The sequence below is a fragment of the Actinomadura sp. NPDC048394 genome (assembly GCF_040651755.1).
Taxonomy (GTDB): domain Bacteria; phylum Actinomycetota; class Actinomycetes; order Streptosporangiales; family Streptosporangiaceae; genus Spirillospora; species Spirillospora montaniterrae.
Genome location: NZ_JBEZJL010000011.1, coordinates 155,241 through 175,271 on the forward strand (window position 1 = coordinate 155,241; position 20,031 = coordinate 175,271).

17 protein-coding genes are annotated in these 20,031 nt (G+C 75.3%); 9 read left to right on the top strand and 8 right to left on the bottom strand.

Annotation, left to right across the window (positions count from 1 at the left end; translation table 11 throughout):
* The first annotated feature begins 84 nt into the window (after positions 1-84).
* On the top strand, positions 85-849 hold the full coding sequence (locus tag AB0C78_RS10095; protein ID WP_360744595.1) for a TetR/AcrR family transcriptional regulator: 765 nt from the start codon (positions 85-87) through the stop codon (positions 847-849).
* Between the two features lie 24 nt (positions 850-873).
* Here AB0C78_RS10095 and hrpB read toward each other — a convergent pair whose 3' ends face one another.
* A complete protein-coding gene (hrpB, locus tag AB0C78_RS10100) occupies positions 874-3,396 on the bottom strand; it encodes an ATP-dependent helicase HrpB (protein WP_360744598.1) in 2,523 nt (840 codons plus the stop codon).
* A 310-nt stretch (positions 3,397-3,706) separates the two neighbouring features.
* On the opposite strand from hrpB, the gene AB0C78_RS10105 reads away from it, so the two are divergent.
* Complete coding sequence (locus AB0C78_RS10105; RefSeq protein ID WP_360744601.1) at positions 3,707-4,636, top strand: NERD domain-containing protein; 930 nt, start codon at positions 3,707-3,709, stop codon at positions 4,634-4,636.
* Between the two features lie 132 nt (positions 4,637-4,768).
* On the opposite strand, the gene AB0C78_RS10110 is transcribed toward AB0C78_RS10105, so the two are convergent.
* Together AB0C78_RS10110 and AB0C78_RS10115 are read right to left on the bottom strand one after the other, a co-directional pair.
* Entirely contained in the window at positions 4,769-5,143 is a 375-nt protein-coding gene (locus AB0C78_RS10110; RefSeq protein ID WP_360744653.1) for a hypothetical protein, read from the bottom strand.
* An 88-nt stretch (positions 5,144-5,231) separates the two neighbouring features.
* Positions 5,232-5,594, bottom strand: coding sequence for a hypothetical protein (locus AB0C78_RS10115; protein WP_360744604.1), 363 nt, complete (start codon positions 5,592-5,594; stop codon positions 5,232-5,234).
* A 62-nt stretch (positions 5,595-5,656) separates the two neighbouring features.
* Here AB0C78_RS10115 and AB0C78_RS10120 point away from each other — a divergent pair, with 62 nt between their 5' ends.
* Positions 5,657-6,385 carry a histidine phosphatase family protein gene (locus tag AB0C78_RS10120; RefSeq protein WP_360744607.1) on the top strand — a complete coding sequence of 243 codons (729 nt, stop codon included), beginning with the start codon at positions 5,657-5,659 and terminating at the stop codon, positions 6,383-6,385.
* 127 nt (positions 6,386-6,512) lie between these two features.
* Here AB0C78_RS10120 and AB0C78_RS10125 read toward each other — a convergent pair whose 3' ends face one another.
* Entirely contained in the window at positions 6,513-7,931 is a 1,419-nt protein-coding gene (locus AB0C78_RS10125) for a GAF domain-containing protein (RefSeq protein ID WP_360744610.1), read from the bottom strand.
* Between the two features lie 599 nt (positions 7,932-8,530).
* On the opposite strand from AB0C78_RS10125, the gene AB0C78_RS10130 reads away from it, so the two are divergent.
* From AB0C78_RS10130 to AB0C78_RS10140, 3 genes are all read left to right on the top strand, one after another.
* On the top strand, positions 8,531-9,151 hold the full coding sequence (locus AB0C78_RS10130) for a hypothetical protein (RefSeq protein ID WP_360744613.1): 621 nt from the start codon (positions 8,531-8,533) through the stop codon (positions 9,149-9,151).
* Positions 9,152-9,261: 110 nt separating this feature from the next.
* On the top strand, positions 9,262-10,311 hold the full coding sequence (locus tag AB0C78_RS10135; protein ID WP_360744616.1) for a beta-eliminating lyase-related protein: 1,050 nt from the start codon (positions 9,262-9,264) through the stop codon (positions 10,309-10,311).
* 125 nt (positions 10,312-10,436) lie between these two features.
* Entirely contained in the window at positions 10,437-11,630 is a 1,194-nt protein-coding gene (locus AB0C78_RS10140) for a lipid-transfer protein (protein WP_360744619.1), read from the top strand.
* 70 nt (positions 11,631-11,700) lie between these two features.
* Here AB0C78_RS10140 and AB0C78_RS10145 read toward each other — a convergent pair whose 3' ends face one another.
* Together AB0C78_RS10145 and AB0C78_RS10150 are read right to left on the bottom strand one after the other, a co-directional pair.
* Complete coding sequence (locus tag AB0C78_RS10145; protein ID WP_360744622.1) at positions 11,701-13,347, bottom strand: amidohydrolase; 1,647 nt, start codon at positions 13,345-13,347, stop codon at positions 11,701-11,703.
* Positions 13,348-13,447: 100 nt separating this feature from the next.
* The gene (locus tag AB0C78_RS10150; protein WP_360744625.1) at positions 13,448-14,965 is read right to left on the bottom strand and encodes an APC family permease; all 1,518 of its coding nucleotides are present in this window, start codon (positions 14,963-14,965) and stop codon (positions 13,448-13,450) included.
* A gap of 182 nt (positions 14,966-15,147) precedes the next feature.
* Here AB0C78_RS10150 and AB0C78_RS10155 point away from each other — a divergent pair, with 182 nt between their 5' ends.
* Positions 15,148-15,882 (top strand): TetR/AcrR family transcriptional regulator, encoded by a 735-nt coding sequence (locus tag AB0C78_RS10155; protein ID WP_360744628.1) that lies wholly within the window; start codon positions 15,148-15,150, stop codon positions 15,880-15,882.
* Here the strand turns inward: AB0C78_RS10155 and AB0C78_RS10160 are convergent.
* Positions 15,857-16,861, bottom strand: coding sequence for an MCE family protein (locus tag AB0C78_RS10160; RefSeq protein WP_360744631.1), 1,005 nt, complete (start codon positions 16,859-16,861; stop codon positions 15,857-15,859). The two genes, AB0C78_RS10155 and AB0C78_RS10160, sit on opposite strands and share 26 nt — an antisense overlap.
* A 211-nt stretch (positions 16,862-17,072) precedes the next feature.
* Here AB0C78_RS10160 and AB0C78_RS10165 point away from each other — a divergent pair, with 211 nt between their 5' ends.
* Positions 17,073-18,053 carry an oxygenase MpaB family protein gene (locus AB0C78_RS10165; RefSeq protein WP_360744634.1) on the top strand — a complete coding sequence of 327 codons (981 nt, stop codon included), beginning with the start codon at positions 17,073-17,075 and terminating at the stop codon, positions 18,051-18,053.
* A gap of 12 nt (positions 18,054-18,065) precedes the next feature.
* Here the strand turns inward: AB0C78_RS10165 and AB0C78_RS10170 are convergent, their stop codons facing one another.
* Positions 18,066-19,223 (bottom strand): aminotransferase class I/II-fold pyridoxal phosphate-dependent enzyme, encoded by a 1,158-nt coding sequence (locus AB0C78_RS10170; RefSeq protein WP_360744638.1) that lies wholly within the window; start codon positions 19,221-19,223, stop codon positions 18,066-18,068.
* A 152-nt stretch (positions 19,224-19,375) separates the two neighbouring features.
* Here AB0C78_RS10170 and AB0C78_RS10175 point away from each other — a divergent pair, with 152 nt between their 5' ends.
* Positions 19,376-19,966, top strand: coding sequence for a TIGR03086 family metal-binding protein (locus AB0C78_RS10175; protein ID WP_360744640.1), 591 nt, complete (start codon positions 19,376-19,378; stop codon positions 19,964-19,966).
* The last annotated feature ends 65 nt before the right edge of the window (positions 19,967-20,031 follow it).

Here is a 20,031-nt window from a genome sequence, read left to right on the forward strand (position 1 = left end):
GAAACTCCGTACGCAATACGGATTAACCATCGCGGAGACTATAACGTACGTCGTACAGAATTTCATCCCTGGGAGGATACGACGGTGACGACCGAGTACAGCGGGGGCGGCGACCCGCGGCGCAGCCTGGAACTCCTGTGGGGCGTGCCCGACCGGCCCAAGCGCGGCCCGAAACCCAAGCTCAGCGCCGAGCGGATCGTCCGCACCGCGATCGCCGTCGCCGACGCCGAGGGGCTGGACGCGCTGTCCATGCGCCGCATCGCCGACGAGCTCGGCGTCGCGCCGATGTCGATCTACACCTACGTCCCGGGGAAGGCCGAGCTGATCGACGTCATGCTCGACCGCGCCATGGCCGAGCTCACCCCCGCCGACGGCGTCGAGGGCGGCTGGCGCGCCAGGCTGGAGCACATCGCGCGCGACAACTGGGACCTCTACCACCGCCATCCCTGGCTGCTGCACGTCGCCGCCGTCCGCCCGCCGATGGGGCCCGCCGTGTTCGCCAAGTACGAGGCGGAGCTGCGCGCCGTCGACGGCATCGGCCTCACCGACCTGGAGATGGACTCCGTCGTCGCGCTCGTCACCGGCTTCGCCGAGAGCTCGGCGCGCGTCTCGGTCAACGCCGCCGAGGCCGAGCGGCGCAGCGGCATGACCGACGCCCAGTGGTGGGAGTCCCTCGCGCCGCTGCTGGAGGAGATCGACACCGGCGGCGAGGACTACCCGCTCAGCTCCCGCGTCGGCACCGCCGCCGGCATGGAGCACAACGCCGCCGTCGCCCCCGCGCACGCCTTCGAGTTCGGCCTGGCCCGCATCCTCGACGGCATCGAGGTCCTGATCGCCTCCCGCGCCTGACCCCGGCCGCGGAGCGCGCGGGGGTCAGCGGCGGGGCTTGGTGCGGCGGGTCGGCTGGGCCGTGGTGGGGTCTTCGGGCCAGGGGTGCTTGGGGTAACGGCCGCGCAGCTCCGCCCGGACGGCCTTGTAGCCCTCGCGCCAGAACGTCGCGAGGTCCGCGGTGACGGCCGCCGGACGGCCCGCCGGCGACAGCAGGTGCACCACCAGCGGCACCCGCCCGCCCGCGAGCCGGGGCGCCGCGTCCCAGCCGAACAGCTCCTGCAGCTTCACCGCCAGCACCGGACGCTCCTCGGCGTAGTCGACCCGGATCCGCGACCCCGACGGCACCTCGATCCGCTCCGGCGCGTACTCGTCGAGCCGCGACGCCGCCTCCCACGGCAGCAGCCCGCGCAGCATCGCCGCCACGTCGACCCGCCGCAGGTCGGCCCGCCGCCGGGCGCCGGCCAGCCACTCGGGCGCGCGGTCCAGCAGCGCCGCGTCGTCGACGGCCGGCCACGGCTCCCCCAGCGCACCGTGCAGGAACGCCAGCCGCTCGCGCAGCGCCACCGCCGCGGGCGTCCAGTTCAGCAGCCCGAGGCCCTCGGCCCGCACCCCGTCGAGCAGCGCCGCCCGCACCAGTTCGGGGTCGGGGTCGCGCAGCGGCCGCGCGTCCAGCTCGATCGCGCCGAGCCGCTCGACGCGCCGCGCCGACACGTCCCCGTCCCGCCAGGCGACCTCGTCCGCCGTCTCCAGCAGGGGCGCGGCCGCGGCCCGGGCCACGTCCTCGTCGATCACGACGGCCTGCCGCACCCGCGCCGACGCCGACCCGGCCGGACGGTCCGCCGCCGCCACCGCGACCCACTGGGGCCGCGCGCCGGCCAGCGCCGACCCGTCCGCGAGCACCGCCCCGGTCCCGGACGCCATCAGGTACCCGCCGCCGCCCGGACGCGCCCGCGCCACCCGCTCCGGGAACGCCAGCGCCACCACGCTCCCCGCCACCAGATCGTCACCACCGCGCGCGGGCTTTGCGGGCCGGGCGGCGGCCGCGGTGAGGGCCCGGTCGAGGCGGCGGGTCTCGTCGCGCCAGCGGGCGGCGTGGGCGTCGGCGGGCCGGGGCTGGCGGCGCAGCGCCCGCCAGGCCGCGGTGAGGTCGTCGCCGGCCGCACGGGGCGGCGGCTCGGACAGCAGCGCGACGATCTGGGCGGCGTCGCGCGCGCCGACCTCGCGCGCGCCGTCGAGGAGGGCGCGGGCCAGCCGGGGGTGCAGGCCGACGCTCGCCAGCACCCGCCCGCGCGGGGTCACCCGCCCGTCGCGGACGGCGCCGAGGGCGTGCAGGACGGCGCGGGCGGCGTCCATCGCGGCGGCGGGCGGCGGGTCGGGAAGCGCGAGGCCGTGCGCGTCCGGGTCGCCCCAGCAGGCGGCCTGGAGGGCGAACCCTGCGAGGTCGGCGAGCTCGATCTCCGGGCGGGGGCGCGCGGGCAGCCGGTCGTGCTCGGCCTGCGTCCAGCACCGGTAGACGGTGCCTGGCGCCTCGCGTCCGGCGCGGCCCGCGCGCTGCTCGGCGGTGGCGCGGGACGCGCGGACGGTGGTGAGCGCGCCGAGCCCGCGGGCGTGGTCGGTGCGCGGCTCGCGGGCCAGCCCGGCGTCCACGACGATCCGCACGCCGGGGACGGTGAGGCTGGACTCGGCGACGGAGGTGGCGAGGACGACGCGGCGCCCGGCGGCGGGCGCGAGGACGGCGTCCTGCACCGCCGGCGGCGCCTGCCCGTGCACCTGCAGCACCTCGGCGGGGACGCCCGCGAGCTGCCCGGCGACGCGCGCGATCTCCCCCACGCCGGGCAGGAAGCACAGCACGTCGCCGTCGCGTTCGGCGAGCGCGCGCCGGACGGTCGCGGCGGCGTGCGCGAGGAGCGCCGGGTCGACCCGCATCCCGTGCGGCGGCGGGACGGGCCGCGGCGGCGGCGCCCACACGACGTCGACGGGGTGCAGCGCGGCCTCGGTCTCCACCACCGGCACGGGACCGTCGCCGCCGCCGAGGAGCCGGGCCCACGGGCCGGTGTCGGCGGTGGCGGACGCGGCGACCAGGCGCAGGTCGGGGCGGAGGGCCGCGCGGACGTCCAGCAGGAACGCCAGCGCGGTGTCGGCGTCGAGGTGCCGCTCGTGGCACTCGTCGAGGATCACCGTGCCGACGCCGTCGAGGCCGGGGTCGTCCTGCAGGCGCTGGAGCACCACGCCGGTGGTGACGACGTCGACGCGGGAGCCGGGCCGCGACTCGCCGCGGACCGTCACGCCGACGCTGCCGCCGACGCGCTCGCCGAGCAGCCAGGCCATGCGGCGGGCGGCGGCGCGGGCGGCGAGCCGGCGGGGCTCCAGCACGAGGACCTTGCCCTCCGGGGCCGGTGCGCCGGCGGCGGGGAGGGCGAGGCCGGCCAGCGCGAGCGGGACGAGGGTGGTCTTGCCGGTGCCGGGCGGCGCGGCGAGGACGGCGGCGCCGCGGGCGGCCAGCGCGGCCCGCAGCCCGGGGACGGCCTGGCGGACGGGCAGGTCCTCGGCGGCGCTGATGTGCATCCGTCCAGTGTGGCGGCAGACGACGGTACCGGTGGCCGCGGGTGATCGTCCATGTGAGAAATGCCACCGGCCCGAAAGGCGCTCTGCGGGTTACGGTGATAGTTGCATCGCGCATTTCACAATTGCCCTAGAACGCTCTAAAGTTCTGCCCAGGAATCGGCCCCGCAACCTCCGCAAAGTACCAGGTAAGCAATGCTTCGGGCCAGGAAGTTGCTTTACCGTTTGGTTTCCCTCACCTCGCCGCGTGTGGCGGCAATCGGCCGTCTTTCGCCATAATGAGGCCGTCGTCGCAGGTGCTGGAGGTTTGGGGATGCTCGGCGATTCCATCTATATCCGCGGGCGCGAGGCGTTCACCGGCGGTTCGCCCCAGGCGGTTTACGAGGAGCTCTGGCAGCGCGGCCGAAAAGGGCGGTTGCGGACCCGCGCAATTCTGGCGATCGCGGCGCTGGTGTTGTGCGGGATGCTGGTCAACCCTGTTTTCGGGGTCGTGGCGGCCGTCCTGCTCGCGTCCGCCGACGCGCTGGTGCACTGGCGGCTGTACAACGCGTCCCGGGTGTGGCGGCGCGGCCTGCGCGGCGTCGAGCGGATGGACCGGACGCTGCGCCTCACCCTGGAGCGGCGCGGCCACCGGGTGCTGCACGGCCGGGTCGTGCCCGGGCACGAGACCGCGGACGAGCTGGTCGTCGGGCCGGGCGGGGCGTGGCTGGTGCACAACGAGGCGTGGGCCCCGGACGCGGAGATCTCCCATCACGGCGGGCGGCTGTTCATCGACGGCCGCACCCAGTCGAAGCTGGTGAAGGGCCTGACGGCGCGGGCCGCCGCCGCGGAGCGGCTGATCTCCGAGCGGTACGGCGCGCCGGTGACGGTGACGCCCGTCCTCGCCGTGCACGGCGGCAAGCTGGCCCGGTCGCCGTTCACCGCGGACGGCATCGTGTTCGCGCCGCCGCTGCGGCTGGTGCGCTGGATGCGCCGCAACGCGACCGCCGAGCACTCCGCCGAGGAGGTCGAGGCGATCGCGCGGGCCGCGGTGCACAGCCTGCCGATCGGCGGGCGCATCATGACCGACGCTCCCCCGCCGCCCTCGCGGGTCTCGGTCGCGAAGCAGCCGCCGTCCGAAACCCCCGTGACGGCCGCCTCCGTGACGGCCGGACCCGTGACCGCCGACCCGGTGGAGCCCGCCTCCGCGGAGGTGGCCGCCGCTGAGGCCGGCGGCGGCGACGCGGTCACCACGGCGGTCTGACCCGCCCCGCCCGCGACGGAACGAGGGCCGATGATCGTGTTGGAGAGGGACGAGCGCCGCGCGCCCGCCGGAACCGGCGCGGGACCGGCGGGCGCGCGGTTCCCGTCCGTCCTGGCGGAGCGGCGCGGAGGGTCAGCCGCCGGAGCGCGCGCGGCGGGCGGTGCGGCGCAGCCACAGCAGCCCCACCACCGGCAGGACCAGCGGGACGAACCCGTACCCTTCGCCGTACCCGGACCAGACCGTGGCGTCCGGGAACGCCGCGCGGTCGACCAGGCTGAGCGTGCCGATCGCCAGGACGCCGGCCAGCTCCACCGAGCACGCCGTGACGGCGACCCGGAACGACGCCCGGCCGCCGCGGGCCAGCGCGACCGTCGCCAGGACGTAGACGGCCGCGGCGAACGCCGACAGGGAGTAGGCCAGCGGCGCGTCGGAGAACTTGGTGCCGATCTGCACGCCCGCGCGCGCACCGGCCGCGAGCGCGAAGATCGCGTAGACGGCGACCAGCAGCCGGCCGGGGCCGCTGCCGGTGCCGGTGCGGACCCGCTCGCCGCCGGGACGGGCGGCGGCCGGTTCGCCGGTGACGCCGGTGTCGGGCTCAGGCACTGCCGCTCCACAGCTGGTTCATTCGGACGATCATGACGGCGACGGCGACGCCGGCGACCACCAGCACCGCGGAGCCCCACCGGGTCCGCTCCAGCAGCCCCCAGGCGGCGCCCGCGACCGGGATCACCAGGACGGCCAGCAGGTAGCCGATGAACGTGGCGGGGTGCTTCGGCCCCTCGTCGCCCGACAGCCTGACGAACCCGACGACGGCCTGCGCGATCAGCAGCACCTCCAGCACCCCGAGCCCGATCAGGTCGGGGAGCCCCATCGCGCGCCCGCGCAGCGCCGTCACCAGCGCGTACACGGCGATGAGGAGCGCCACCACGATGATCACGGTGGCCAGGACGGTCGTCACGCACAGAAGAGTACTACCGGCTGTAGAGCAAGCGGTCCGCGCATGCCGCCCGCCATGGCAGCATGGCGAGCGTGAATTCGCTGCAGTGGCTCAACCTGACCCGGCACGGTGAGAGCACCGGCAACCTCGCCTACCGGGCCGCGGAGGGCACCGACGCCGAGGAGACGGGGATCCGCGAGCGCGACGCGGACACCCCGCTGTCGGACCTGGGCCGGGCGCAGGCGGCGGCGCTGGGCCGCTGGCTCGCCGCCCTCCCCGAGGACGAGCGGCCGACGCTCGTCGCGGTGTCCCCGTACCTGCGGACGCTCGACACCGCCCGCATCGCGCTCGCCGAGACGTCCTACGCCCACCCGCAGGACCCGGACGGGCTGCGGATGACGGTGGACGAGCGGCTCCGCGACCGCGAGCAGGGCATCCTGCAGGGCCTCACCTGGGTCGGGGTGCAGCGCCGGCACCCGGACGAGGCCGACCGGCTGAAGCGGCTCGGCAAGTTCTACTACCGCCCGCCGGGCGGGGAGTCCTGGGCGGACCTGGCGCTGCGGCTGCGCAGCTTCTACCGCGACCTGGAGGCCGACGCGCCCGGCGGCCGGGCACTGGTGGTCACCCACGACGCAATCGTGGTGATGACCCGCTACCTGGTGGAGGACCTGACCGAGCAGCAGGTGCTGCAGGTGGAGAAGGAGCCGGTCGCGAACGCGTCGGTGACGCGGTGGCGGCACGACGGCGGCGGGCTGAGCGCCGTCTGCTACAACGAGTGCGCACACCTGGTCAACGCGGGCGTCGGCTCCTAGAGCGCCCGACTCGTAGCCCGCGTCGGCTCGCGGCCGCATCGGCTCGTGGCCGCGTCGGCTCGTGGCCGCGTCGGCTCGTGGCCGTATCGGCTGGTAGTCGCCTCGGCGTCCGTGGGGGCGGCGGCTTCTAGTCGTCGAGGAGGCGGGCGCGGCGGGTGGCGACGGCCGCGAGGCGCGGGTCGTCCTGCGGGAGCACGTCCCTGAGCCGCTCCAGCGCCTCCAGGTCGGCGCGGCCCTGTTCGGTCTGGGCGTAGGTCCACAGCGCGTCGGCGCCGCCCCGGTCCAGCGCGGACCGGCGGATCCGCACCGCCAGCTCGTCGCGCTCGGCGCGCACGGCGGGCGCGTCCGAGCGGGGCAGCAGCTCGCCGTCGTAGAGCCGGACGGCGGCGGCGACGTCGCCCTCGTCCAGCAGCCGCCGGACGGTGAGGAAGTCGGCGTCGATCGCGCAGTCCAGCCGGTACGGCTTGGCGCGGACGAGCCCGCCGAGCTGCGCGCGCAGCCGGTGGATCTCGGCGCGGACCGTCACCGGGCTGCCGTCGTCGCCGTACAGGTGCCAGGACAGCCGGTCGCCGCTGAGGCCCTCGGGGTGCAGCGCGAGCAGCGCGAGGATCTCCGCGTGCCGCAGCGTCAGCGGCAGGTGGACGCCGTCGAGCCGCGCGGACGGCTGGTCGGTGCCGAGCAGCGCGAGGGTGAGCAGCGGGCGCCGGTCCGGGACGGGGCGGCCCGCGGCGTGGCCGCCGGACGCGGTCCCCGACGGCGGCCGCAGCAGGTACACCTCGCCGAGCGGCTCGGCCAGCGCGACGCGGCCGTCGGGCAGGGTGAGGGCGCGGCCCTCGGACGGCACGGCGAGCCGCACGCCCCGCCAGTCCTCGCGGGCGGCGGCGAGGATCCGCCCGGACGCGGTGACCAGCACCCCTGCGCCGCGCAGCTGCCCGAGGAACCGCTCGCGCAGCCGCTCGTCGCGCCGCCGCATGTCGACCTCCAGCCGGGACTCGGCGAGCCGCGCGGCGGCGGCGACCAGCGCGACCGTCGCCGGGTGCAGCGCCGCGACGGTGGCGCTGACGTCGATGCAGCCGATCACCCGGCCGGTGTCGGGGTCGGTGATCGGGGCGCCGGCGCACGACCAGCGGTGCAGGACGTGCGCGACGTGCTCGGTGGCGTACACGTACTCGGCGCGGCCGGTGGCGAGGGCGGTGCCGATGCCGTTGGTGCCGACGGCGGCCTCCGACCAGCAGAACCCCTCCATCAGCCCGATCCGCTCGGCCTCCCGGCGGACGGCGGGCGGCCCCTGCGTCCACAGCGCCCGCCCCGCCTCGTCGGTGATCACCATCAGGTGCTCGGTCTCGTCGGCGACGTGCCGCAGCAGGTCGCGCAGCAGCGGCAGGTGCGGGTCGAGCGGGTGCGCGCCGCGGGCGTCGGCGACGGTGTCGCGGTCGAACACCAGCGGCGCCGCCGCCACCTCGGCGCCCACGCCGGCGTCGCGCGAGCGCCGCCACGACTCGGCGATCGGCGGGCGCGCGGCGACCGCCTGCTTCTGCACCACCATCAGCGCCTTTCCCCTGCGGAGACAACCTCGACGGGTTTGAGGATCGGCCCATCGGGCGGGCGTTGCAACCGGTTCGCGGGAACCCGGGCGGACCGGATACGCCACGGTGCGTGTTCACTCGGTCGCAACGTGCATGCAACGTCGGGGCGCCTAACGTTCCGTCCCGCTGGGAGCCGAGGGCCATCCTGTGGGCCCCGCCGCCCCGAGCGCGTCCGGGGGGAATGCGCACGGGGCGGCGGGCCGGGCCGGGCGCGCCGCTCCCGCGCTCGAGGGGGAATGGAGACCAATGCTCTGCCTGACGTGTCACCGGGTCCGCCCGGCGCTCGACCGGACGGACTACACCGCCGACCGCGCCCTGCTCATCGTCCGCCGCGGCCTGTGCGGGTGCGGCGCTCCACCGGCGCGCGCCGGCCGCAGGCGGCGGGCGGGCAGCGCGGCCGCCGGGACCGGCGGGGCCGCCGAGGCGTCCGGGGGCCCGGCCGCCCAAACCCCGGGAACCGGTCCGGAACCGGCGAACAACCCGGGAAGTACATCTCCCGTTTCCCGGCGGTTCGCCTAGAGTTTAAGGAGAATCCATTCGACAGCCCCTGGGGGGAGCCATGACCGTGATCCCGGGTCTCGTCCGCCGCGCCGCCACCGAGGCGGAGCACCGGCTGCGCGCCGGTGCCGGTCTGCTCGTCAGACTCGGCCGGGACCTGGAACGGTCGGCGGAACTGGAACGGTTCCTGCCCTCCTACGGGGAGCGGGTGCGCCTGCTGGAGGATACCGTCCGGGAGCAGGACGCGGCGCTGCGCACCCGCGACGAGGAGGTGCGCGGGCTGCGCGCCGAGCTGGACTCGCTGGTCGCGCAGCTGAACGACCGGCTGCTGCCGCGCATCGACGAGCGGATGGACGACACCGAGCGCGACCTCGCGGCGGTCGCCACGAGCCTGATCCGCACCGGCCGCGACACCGCCGGGCACGGCACCCGGCTGGAGGCGGCCGAGCGGCGGATCGGCGACCTGCGCACCAAGCTCGCGCAGCTGGAGCAGCGCGCCGGCCTGTGGCGGGACCTGCAGGCGACGATGGCGCGGCTCGGCGAGGACGTGGACGCGCTGCGCGCCCGGGCGGCGCTGCGCGCGGCGGACCCGCCCGCCGCCGAGCCGGCGGTCGCGCCCGTCGCCCCGGTCGCGCCGGTCGCGCCGGTCGGCACGGACCGCGTCACCGACCGTCCCGCCTGAGGCCGCGACCGCGTCACGGGCCGTCCGACCTGGGGCCGCGGCCGCGTCACGGGCCGTCCCGTCCGAGGCCGCGGCGCCGGGACGCTTCCGGTGTTCGGGACAATGGGGGCATGACCTTCGCCATTCCCGATCCCCAGCGCGGTTTCGCCAGCGACAACCAGGCCAGCGTCCACCCCGAGATCCTCGCGGCGCTCGCCGCGGTGAACGAGGGCCATCAGCCCGCCTACGGCGACGACGCCGTGACGGCGCGGCTGCGCGAGGTGATGCGGGGGCACTTCGGCGCCGCGGCGGAGGTGTTCCCGGTGTTCAACGGGACGGGCGCGAACGTGGTGTCGCTGCAGGCGATGTCGCAGCCGTGGAGCGCGGTGGTGTGCCCGGAGTCGGCGCACATCAACACCGACGAGTGCGGCGCGTCCGAGAAGATCGCCGGGCTGAAGCTGATCACGGTTCCGGCGGCGGACGGGAAGCTGACGCCCGGGCTGGTCGAGCGGTACGCGACGGGGTTCGGCAACATCCAGCGCCGCCAGCCGTCCGCGGTGTCGATCACGCAGAGCACCGAGCTCGGCACCCTGTACACGCCGGAGGAGGTCGCGGCGGTCGCCGCCGCGGCGCACGAGCGGGGCCTCGGCGTGCACATGGACGGCGCGCGGATCGCCAACGCCGCCGCGGCGCTCGGGGTGCCGATGCGCGCGTTCACGACCGACGCGGGCGTGGACGTGCTGTCGTTCGGCGGCACCAAGAACGGGCTGCTGCTGGGCGAGGCGATCGTCGTGCTGAACCCGGACGCGGTCCGGGGGCTGGCGTTCCTGCGCAAGTCGGGCATGCAGCTGGCGTCGAAGATGCGGTACGTGTCGGCGCAGCTCGTCGCGCTGCTGGAGGGTGACCTGTGGCTGCGCAACGCCGCGCACGCGAACGCGATGGCGCGGCGGCTGGCGGACGCGGCGGGCGCGCTGCCCGGTGTGAAGATCACCCAGGACGTGCAGGCGAACACGGTGTTCGCGATCGTCCCGAAGGACGCGGCGGAGCGGGTGCGCGAGCGGTTCGCGTTCTACACCTGGGACGAGCGGACGGGCGAGGTCCGCTGGGTGTGCTCGTTCGACACCACCGAGGACGACGTGGACGCCTTCGTCGCGGCGCTCGCCGCGGAACTGGACGCCTGACCTGCGGGGGCGTCCCGGCCGGCGAGCCGGGGCGTCCCGATCAACGGGAGGTAGGCAAGCGCTTCTTTGGCCGGCGGGTTATCGTGGCCCCGAACTGGATTCGGTATCAGGAGGGCGAGCCCGAGATGACCAACCGCACCTTCGTCGTGGGCGTGGGCATGACCAAGTTCGAGAAGCCGGGCTCCCGCGACTGGGACTACCCCGACATGGCCAAGGAGGCCGTCGGCAACGCGCTGCAGGACGCCGGCGTCCCCTACGACAAGATCGAGATGGCGTACGCCGGCTCGATGTACGGGTCGATGGGCCAGCGCGCCCTCTACGAGACCGGCATGACCGGCATCCCGGTGATGACCGTGATGAACGCGTGCGCGACCGGGTCCAGCGCCCTGTTCCTGGCGCGCCAGGCCGTCCGCGGCGGCCTCGCCGACTGCGCGCTCGCGCTCGGCATGGAGAAGATGAAGAAGGGCTCGCTCGGCGCGGGCGTCGGCGAGTCCAAGGTCACCATCATCGACCACCACCTGCGGTCGATGACCGCGGGCCGCGAGTGGGAGCTGGACAAGGCGCCGATGCCGCAGATGTTCGGCAACGCGGGCCGCGAGCACATGGAGAAGTACGGCTCCTCCCCCGAGCACTACGCGTGGATCGGCTGGAAGAACCACAAGCACTCGGTGAACAACCCGTACGCGCAGTTCCAGACCGAGTACTCGCTCGACGACGTCAAGAACGCGCCGATGATCTTCGACCCGCTGACCAAGCTGCAGTGCTCCCCGACCTCCGACGGCGCCGCCGCCGCGGTCGTGGTCAGCGAGCGGTTCGTCGACGAGCACGACCTGTGGGACCAGGCCGTCGAGATCGCCGGCCACCACATCGCCACCGACACCCCCGAGAGCTTCAACGACCACTCCTCGATCCAGGTCGTCGGGTTCGGCGTCTCGCAGCGCGCCGCGAAGAAGGCGATGGACGAGGCGCAGGTGTCCATCGAGGACGTCGACGTCATCGAGCTGCACGACTGCTTCAGCGCCAACGAGCTGATCACCTACGAGGCGCTCGGCATGGCGGGCGTCGGCGAGGGCCACAAGCTCGTCGACGACAAGGCCACCACCTACGGCGGCAAGTGGGTCGTCAACCCGTCCGGCGGGCTGATCTCCAAGGGCCACCCGCTGGGCGCGACGGGCCTCGCCCAGTGCGCCGAGCTGACCTGGCAGCTGCGCGGCAAGGCCGGGAACCGGCAGGTCGAGGGCGCCCGCGTCGCCCTGCAGCACAACATCGGCCTCGGCAGCGCCTGCGCCGTCGCCGTCTACAAGCCCGCCTCCGCCTGACACCGATCCGGCACGGCCACCGGGAGGCCCCGGCGCGACGACCGCGCCGGGGCCTCCCGCGTCGCCGGGGTCAGGCGTCGGGCGCGGTGTGGACGCGGACGCCGTCCACGTAGGTGAGGTGGACGCGGGTCTCGGCTATGGCCGCGGCGGGACCGGCGAACGGGTCGCGGTCCAGGACGACGAGGTCGGCGCGGTTCCCGGGACGCAGCGAACCGGTGTCGTCGAGGTGGTTCACGTAGGCGGACCCGGCGGTGTAGGCGGCGAGGGCGGTGGCCAGGTCGAGGGCCTGCTCGGGCAGGAACGGCTTCCCGTCTCCGCCGGGCAGGACGCGGTTGACCGCGACGTGGATCCCCTCGATCGGGTTCGCGCTGCTGACCGGCCAGTCGCTGCCCGCGGCGAGGGTCGTCCCGGCGCGCAGCAGGTCGCCGAACGGGTACTGCCAGGCGGCGCGCTCGGGGCCGAGGAACGGGATCGTCAGCTCGTCCATCTGCGGTTCGTGCGCGGCCCACAGCGGCTGCATGTTGGCGGTCGCGCCGAGCGCGCGGAACCGTCCGACATCGTCGGGATGGACGACCTGCAGGTGCGCGAGGTGCGGCCGGGTGTCGCGCCACCCGTTGGCGGCGCGGGCGGCCTCGACGGCGTCGAGCGCCTCCCGGACGGCGCGGTCGCCGAGCGAGTGGAAGTGGACCTGGAAGCCGTGCGCGTCCAGCGCCGTCACGTACCCGGGCAGCGCCTCGGGGTCGACGAAGCTGAGGCCGCTGTTGGCGGTGGCGCAGCCGCAGCCGTCGAGGTAGGGGGCGGTCATGCCGGCGGTGAAGTTCTCCGCGACCCCGTCCTGCATGATCTTCACGCTGGTGCAGCGCAGCCGGCCGCGGGTGAGCCGCTCCCGCTTGTCCAGCAGGTCGGGGATCTGCTCGTCGCCGCGGGCCCGCGACCACCACAGCGCGCCGACGACGGTGGCGGTCAGCGACCCGTCGGCGGCCGCGGCGGCGTAGGCGTCCGACACGTCGGGGTAGCCGTCGGAGCCGCAGACCAGGGCGTCCTGCCAGGCGGTGACGCCGAGGCCGTGCAGCATCTCCTGGGCGCGCAGCAGCCCGGCGATCCGGTCGCCGCGGGTGCGGGCGGGCAGCAGCCGGCCGACGAGGATCATCGCGCCCTCCTGCAGCATGCCGGTGGGACGGCCCGCGCCGTCGCGCTCGATGCGCCCGTCGGACGGGTCGGGGGTGCCGGCCTCGATCCCGGCGAGCTCCAGCGCCCGGGTGTTGACCCACGCGCCGTGGTGGTCGCGGTTGACCAGGTAGACGGGCCGGTCGGGGACGGCGGCGTCGAGCGCTTCGCGGGTGGGGGTGCCGCCCGCGAAGCTCTCCATGGACCAGCCGCCGCCGGTGATCCACTCCCGGTCGGGGTGCGCGGCGGCGTAGGCGCGGACGCGCCGCAGGTACTCCGCGGGGTCGACGGTGCCGGTGAGGTCGCACTCGCCGAGTTCGATGCCGCCCATCACGGCGTGGACGTGCGCGTCCTGGAAGCCGGGCAGCAGCGGACGGCCGCGCAGGTCCACGACCTCGGTGCGGGGCCCGGCGAGGTCGCGGACCTCGTCGTGGCCGACGGCGGTGATCCGGCCGCCGGTGACGGCGAGCGCGGTGGCGCGGCTGCGCGCGGGGTCCATGGTCAGGATCGGTCCGCCGGTGAACAGCAGGTCGGCGGGCTGGCGGGTCATGAAGGCGATCTCCTCTGCGGCGGGCGCGAACGGGCGGGGCGCCACGGGCGCGGACGGGCGGGGTGCGGGCGGGCGGGGCGCGGCGGGCACCGCGGGCCCGTCACGGTTCGGCGGGGCGGGCGGCGGCTCCGGGGAGCAGGTCGGGGGCGTCGGCGTCGGTGGCCTGCCCTCCATTGAAGTACGGGGACCGGCGGACCCACTTGGCCCAGCCGGCGGCGACAATTCCCGAGCCGAGCATCAGCGCGGGCATCGACAGCTCGAACCAGCCGTTGTCGGCGCGCAGCGCGAAGTGGTCGGTGGAGGTGGCGAAGTCCGCGCACAGCAGCGCGCCGAGGACGAACAGGGCGAGCGCCCCGGCGACCGGCAGCACCACCGCCCGCACGCCCTCCCGGAACGAGGTGCGCAGCAGCCCGCGGAACCGGACCGCGGCGGCCACCGCCGTCAGCCCGTAGTACAGCGCGACGACGATGCCGATCGCGTTGACGGCGGCCTCGATGAGCGTGCTGACCTTCGGGATGACCAGTGCGAACCCGGCGACCGCCGCGGCGATGACGCCGATCAGCACGGTCCCGGCGGCGGGCGTGCCGAACCGGGGGTGCACCCGCGTCCACACCGGCCCGAGCGTCCGGTCGCGGCCCATCGCGAACATGCCGCGGACGGTCGGGATGACGCCGGCCTGCAGCGACGCGACGGCGGAGAAGGTGAGCGCGACCAGCGGCAGGACGGCGAGGGGCTGCCGGGCGAGCTGCGCGCCGAAGTAGGTGAGGCCCTGCGCGCCGTGGTCGGCCATCTCGCCGGCCGACAGCACCCGCTGGAAGGAGACCGAGCCGAGCAGGAACAGCGCGAGCATCGTGAACAGCGAGATCAGCCCGGCGCGGGACGCGTCGCGGTGGTCGCGGACCTCCTCGCTGACGCTGAACACCGCGTCGAACCCCCAGTAGGTGAAGACCGACAGCACCATGCCCTGCGCGAACGCGTGCGCGGACGGGAACCCGAACGGATCGAACCACTCCAGGCTGAACGGGTGGTCGCCGACGACGAGGCCGTAGCCGCAGAAACCGAGCAGCACCAGGTACTCGAACACCAGCAGCCAGCGCTGGAACCGCGCGGCGAGGTTCACCCCGGCGACGGCCGTCGCGGTCACGGCGATGAGCACCACCATCCCGAGGAGGGTGGCCTGCAGGTTGGAGTCGGGGTTCAGCGCGAGCCCGCCGAGGCGGTGCACGTGGGCCTCGCCGGCGAGCAGCATCAGCGCGGAGCCGGTGACCGTGGTGGTGTAGGCGAGGAAGACGATCGTCCCGACGATGTTGACCCAGCCGACGAGGAAGCCGAGCCACGGGTTCAGCACGCGCCCGACCCACACGTAGGCGTTGCCGGCGTTCGGCTCCACCCGGTTGAGCCGGGCGAACGCGCCGCCGATGCACAGCACCGGCAGGAACGCCAGCAGCGCCAGGATCGGCCCGTGCAGCCCGACGACGCCGACGATCACGCCGGTGCCGATGCCGATGCTGGTGGTCGCGGCGGTGCTGGACGCGGCGATGACGACGCCGTCGAGGACGCCGAGGGACCGTTTCAGGGACGCGCCGGGCGGGGCGGGCGGGGCGGGGGTGGGGTTCATGGGCGGCCCGATCCGTGAGGGCGGGGACACGGCCCCGCGAGCGGACGACGATGGTGGCGCGATGGCCGGTTCGCCCTGGTGGGCGGCCGGTGGGTCCATATGAAATAGCGCGGGCGCTTTTGTGGTCAATGGTGTTGTCATAAGGTGTCGGCCGACCCGCCCGCGCGCCCCCGGGAGCCCCCATGGACCGCACTCCCCCGCAGCCCGACCGCGTCATCGCGCGCAAGCGCCGCCGCCGTCCCACCAAGTCGGGGGTGGTGCTGTCCCACGAGCTGATCGTCGACACCGCGATCCGGCTGCTCGGCCAGGGCGGCGACGGCGCGCTCACCGTCCGGCGGCTCGGCACCGCGCTCGGCGCCGACCCGTCCTCGATCTACCGGTACTTCCGCGACACCGACGACCTCGTGCTCGCCGTCGCCGACGAGCTGATCGGCCGCACCCTCGCCGGCACCCCCGACGGCGGCGGCTGGCGCGACCGGCTGCGCCGCATCGGCGAGCACCTGCACGCCACCTACGTGGCGCATCCGCAGGTCGCGCTGCTCGCCGCGTCCCGCGTCACCCGCCGGCCCAACGAGATCCGCGCCGTCGAGGCGGGCCTCGGCGTCTTCCGCGCGGCCGGATTCCCGCCCGCGCTCGCGGCCCGCCACTACCACCAGTTCGTCGACCTCACGCTCGGGTTCGCGGCGCTGGACGCGGCGGCGAACGCGCTGCCCGCCGAGGCCGCCGCCGCGGACCGCGCGGCGTGGACGGCCACCTACGCCCGACTCGACCCGGACACCCACCCGCACATCAGCGCCTGCGCGGGCCCGCTGGCCGCGACGATGGTGACCAGCGCCTACCCCGGCGCGCTCGCGCTGTTCCTGGACGGCCTGGAGGCCCGCCTCGCCGCGATCACGGCGCCTGGCACAGGTCGATGAACGTGGTGCACAGGTCGAGGTTGAAGGTGTCCACGCCGCGGCCCAGCAGCGTGCCGTCCGGTCCGGGGACGCGGATCAGCCCGCCGAGCCCGCGGAACAGCCGGTCCAGCACGTCCATGAGGACGGGCAGGTTCCGGTCCTGCGCCGCCACCACCTGCACCACGTTCGCCGTCCCGTCGATCAGGCGGCCGACGCTCGCGCCGTGGTCGCGGAGCGTGCCGCCGACCCGGTCCGACAGCGCCCCGGCGGCGTCCAGCAGTTGCGACACCTTGTCGGGCCGCTGGTAGACGACGGGCGCGAGCCGGTCGAGGTCTCCGGCCGCGCCCGTGATGGCGCCGCCGCGGTCGGCGAGGGTGCCCGAGAGCCCGGCGATGTCGCCGATCAGCCGCCGGATCTCCGGTGCGCGCGCGTCGATCGCGTCGGTGAGCGCGGCGCCGTCGACGATCGTCCGGTGCAGCGCGGGGCCCTCGCCGCCGAGGCCGGACGACAGCGTCCGTATGATCGTCGCGACGTCGGACGGGTCGATCGCGGCGGTGAGGTCGTAGGCGCGGTCGGTGATGCCCGACAGCTCCGCCGGGTCGGACGTGCGGGCGATCCGCGCGCCGTCGCGCAGCGCGGGCCCGGTGCCGAGGTCGAGGGTCAGGTCCTTCGGGCCGAAGACCGACACGGGCTCGATCGCCGCCCGCGTGGTGGCGGGGACGGCGACGCCCGCCTCCACCCGGAACCCGACGGCGACCCGGCCGTCCCGCCGCAGCCGGACGGTCTCGACGCGCCCGACCGCGATCCCCCGCACCTTCACGTCCGACCTGCCGGGGTCGAGGCCCTCGCCGGCGGCGGAGAACACGGCGGTGAACCGGTGCACGCGTCCGGGCGACGGACTCGCGGACAGCGCCATGGCGGCCGCGGCGACCGCCAGCGCCGCGAAGCCGGCCACCGCGTACAGCAGGCGGCTGCGCCCGGACAGGTGCTCATCGCCCATGGCGAGGTCCCTTCGCGAGGTCCCTTCGTGTGGCCGCCATTGCACCCGCGCGGGCCCCGGCCGGGCTATGCGCCCGGCGACGAAGCTTCGCCGCGCGGCTGTGCGCCACACCACAAAAGTACGCTCACGGAGTATTTGGACATGCGACAAAAATTGACTCGTGTCTCAATCCGGGTACGCTGGAGGTAAGTGAACACTGGCAGGAGGTGCGATGCCCGCCCCAGCATCCGGCCCCACCGTCACCGCCGCTCCCCCGCGCCCCCGCGCGGCCGCCACCGCCCCGCTCGGCCCCGGCACCCTGCTCTGGCGGCACGCCGCCGACCTGCGGTCCCTGCTCCCCGGCGCCGCCGCCGGGCTGATGCAGCTCCTGCACCCCGGCATCGGCGCCGGCGTCACCGAGCACTCCGCGTTCTTCGACGCCCCCTTCGACCGCATCCACCGGTCCGTCCCGCAGATCTGGGCGACGATCCTCGCCCCCGACGGCGACGCCCGCGCCCGCGCCATCCGCGACCTGCACCGCGGCATCGGCGGCGCCGACGAGCACGCCCGCCGCTACCACGCCCTCGAACCCGAGACGTTCTGGTGGGCGCACGCCACCTTCACCTGGGAGATCTTCAAGGCCGCCGAGCTGTTCCACCCCGGCACCCTCACCGCCGAGGACCACGAGCGGATGTACGCCGAGACCGTCACCTGGTACGCCCGCTACGGCGTCAGCATGCGGCCCGTCCCCGCCGACTACGCCGCCTTCCAGTCCAAGTTCTGGCACGTCTGCGCCGAGCGCCTGGAACTCACCCCCGCCGCCGCCCGCGCCCTGGAGATCGCCAAGCACGGCTCCGACACCATCACGCTGCTGCCCGTCGGCGGCCCGCGCCTCGACCGCGCGGGGCGCCTCGTCGCCGAGCGCCCGCTGCGGCTGATCACCTTCGGCTGCCTGCCCGCGATCGTCCGCGACCGCTTCGACATCCCGTGGAGCGCCCTCGACCAGGCGCAGTTCACCGCCCTCGCCCTCGCGAACCGGCAGGGCTACCGGATGATCCCCACCGGCATCAACCACTGGGCACTGCGCAGCATGCTCCGCTACATAGGCGCCCACACCCGCGACCAGCGCTACGTCTCCGCGCAGCAGCACGCCCCGCTGGAACCCCCGTCACGACGCCGCCGGTTCTCCCGCCAGGGTGCGCGCGTGTCGTGACTTAAGTGGGGGTCAGTGGGCCGGGGCGGGGGTTGCGGGGCGGGCGGTCAGTTCCTCGCAGGCGGTGAGGACGCGGTCGACGTCGTCGTCGGTGAGACCGGCGTGCACCGACAGGCGGAGCAGGGTGCGGGACTGCGGCACCGACGAGAACAGCGCGGCGCTGAAGATCTCACGGCCGACCAGCTCGTCGCGCAGCCGCACCGCCTCGGCCTCCGTCGCGGTCTCCAGCGCGATGATCTGCGTGTCGGCGTCGACCGCGCCGAAGCCGAGGGCGGCGAGGCCGCCGCGCAGCCGTCCCGAAGCCGCGCGGACCCGGTCGCGCCGCCAGCCGTCGGCGTGGACGACGTCCAGCGCCGCCGCGAGCCCCGCGACCTCGTGCGCGGGCAGCGGCGGCCCGGACGCGGCGGCGTCGAGAGCGCCGGCGAACGCGGGATGGCCGCAGACGACCAACCCGGCGCGCGCGCAGAACGCCTTACCGAGGCCGGCGGTGCGGAAGTCGACCCGGCCCGTCAGGCCCAGCTCCCCGACGAGGCCGCCGCCGCGCGGGCCGCGGACCCCGACCGCGTGCGACTCGTCGACGACCAGCAGGCACCCGTGCGCCTCGGCGATCTCCACCAGGCCGGCCAGCGGGCACACCGACCCGTCGGTGCCGTAGACGGCGTCGACGCAGATCACACCGGGCCCGGCCGCCTCGACGCGGCGGCGCAGATCCGCCAGGTCGTTGTGCTGGAAGCAGACCGTGTCGGCGCCGGCCGCCCGCGCGCCCGACCACAGCGACAGGTGCGCGAGCGCGTCGAGGTAGACGGGCGTCCCGGGACCGGCGGCCAGCTGGAGCGCGGCCGTCGCCGCGTGCCGTCCGGACGGGTACAGCACACCGTGCCGCGCATCCAGATACCGGGCGAAACGCGCACCGAGCAGGACCTGCGGGTGGTCCCCGGGAAGGTCCGCACCGGGCGCGGACGGCCCCGGCGCGGCGCGCAGCCCCGCCAGCATCGCCCGGGTGACGCGCGGATGTTCGCCGATGGCCAGATAGTCGCCGCAGGTCAGCACGATGGTCCGCGGTCCCGGCCGGGCCCGGCCGGCGGTCGCGAGCCGGCGTGCCCGGCGGCCGTCCGCGGATCCGCGCAGATGCCTGATGCGCTCGCCCAGTCGCTGGTGGGCGCTGGTCATGGTCGTCACTCTCCCCGGTCGCGGGACGGCCACATAATGTAGTTCTCCCTAATCATAGGGTGAAAAGAATCTATGGCGTGGACCAATCGCGGGCGGTCGCGGGAGGAAATCCAGAGTGGAACAGATCATTCCGTTCTGCTATACTCGACACCATGAACGCGATCAACGTCTCCGGCCGGCCCGTCCTCGACACCGCCCACGAGGCCCTGCGCTCCACCGTCCGCGGCATCACCGCCACCGACCTGGACCGCCCCACCCCCTGCACCGAATGGACGGTCGCCCAGGTCCTTCAGCACGCCACCGGGGACCAGCTCGCCTACGCCGCCTCCATCACCGGCGGCCCAGGGCCCGACTTCAACCCGTTCACCCCGTCCGGCGTCCTCGATGGCGAGCCGCTCGCCCTGCTCGAACCGGCCCTCACCGCCTGCGCCGCCGCCTGGGCGACGGTGGACCGCGACGCCGCCGAGGCGCCCGTCCCGCTCCCGCCCGGCTCGCTCGCGCCCTGGCTCGGCGCAGGCGCCGCCGCCCTCGACGCCGCCGTGCACGCCTGGGACATCGCCGTCGCGACCGGCCAGGAACCGCCGCTCACCGCCGACCTCGCCCGCGAGCTGCACAAGGTCGCCACCGAGATCGTCGAGCCGCTGCGCGGGTTCGGCGCGTTCGCCGCCGCGATCGACGCGCCCGGCGACGAGGTCGCCAGGCTGCTGCACTACCTCGGCCGCGACCCCGCCTGGACGGCCTGAGGCCGCGCCCACGGCCTGACCCCTCGCCGGACGTTGCGGCCCCGCCCGGCCCGCCACCACCGGCG

Bases quoted from the DNA above. Each gene is read 5' to 3' on its own strand.
- hrpB (WP_360744598.1), bottom strand. From the start codon at position 3,396: ATGCACATCAGCGCCGCCGAGGACCTGCCCGTCCGCCAGGCCGTCCCC.
- AB0C78_RS10105 (WP_360744601.1), top strand. From the start codon at position 3,707: ATGCTCGGCGATTCCATCTATATCCGCGGGCGCGAGGCGTTCACCGGC.
- AB0C78_RS10120 (WP_360744607.1), top strand. From the start codon at position 5,657: ATGGCGAGCGTGAATTCGCTGCAGTGGCTCAACCTGACCCGGCACGGT.
- AB0C78_RS10125 (WP_360744610.1), bottom strand. From the start codon at position 7,931: ATGGTGGTGCAGAAGCAGGCGGTCGCCGCGCGCCCGCCGATCGCCGAG.
- AB0C78_RS10130 (WP_360744613.1), top strand. From the start codon at position 8,531: ATGACCGTGATCCCGGGTCTCGTCCGCCGCGCCGCCACCGAGGCGGAG.
- AB0C78_RS10135 (WP_360744616.1), top strand. From the start codon at position 9,262: ATGACCTTCGCCATTCCCGATCCCCAGCGCGGTTTCGCCAGCGACAAC.
- AB0C78_RS10140 (WP_360744619.1), top strand. From the start codon at position 10,437: ATGACCAACCGCACCTTCGTCGTGGGCGTGGGCATGACCAAGTTCGAG.
- AB0C78_RS10145 (WP_360744622.1), bottom strand. From the start codon at position 13,347: ATGACCCGCCAGCCCGCCGACCTGCTGTTCACCGGCGGACCGATCCTG.
- AB0C78_RS10150 (WP_360744625.1), bottom strand. From the start codon at position 14,965: ATGAACCCCACCCCCGCCCCGCCCGCCCCGCCCGGCGCGTCCCTGAAA.
- AB0C78_RS10155 (WP_360744628.1), top strand. From the start codon at position 15,148: ATGGACCGCACTCCCCCGCAGCCCGACCGCGTCATCGCGCGCAAGCGC.
- AB0C78_RS10160 (WP_360744631.1), bottom strand. From the start codon at position 16,861: ATGGGCGATGAGCACCTGTCCGGGCGCAGCCGCCTGCTGTACGCGGTG.
- AB0C78_RS10165 (WP_360744634.1), top strand. From the start codon at position 17,073: ATGCCCGCCCCAGCATCCGGCCCCACCGTCACCGCCGCTCCCCCGCGC.
- AB0C78_RS10170 (WP_360744638.1), bottom strand. From the start codon at position 19,223: ATGACCAGCGCCCACCAGCGACTGGGCGAGCGCATCAGGCATCTGCGC.
- AB0C78_RS10175 (WP_360744640.1), top strand. From the start codon at position 19,376: ATGAACGCGATCAACGTCTCCGGCCGGCCCGTCCTCGACACCGCCCAC.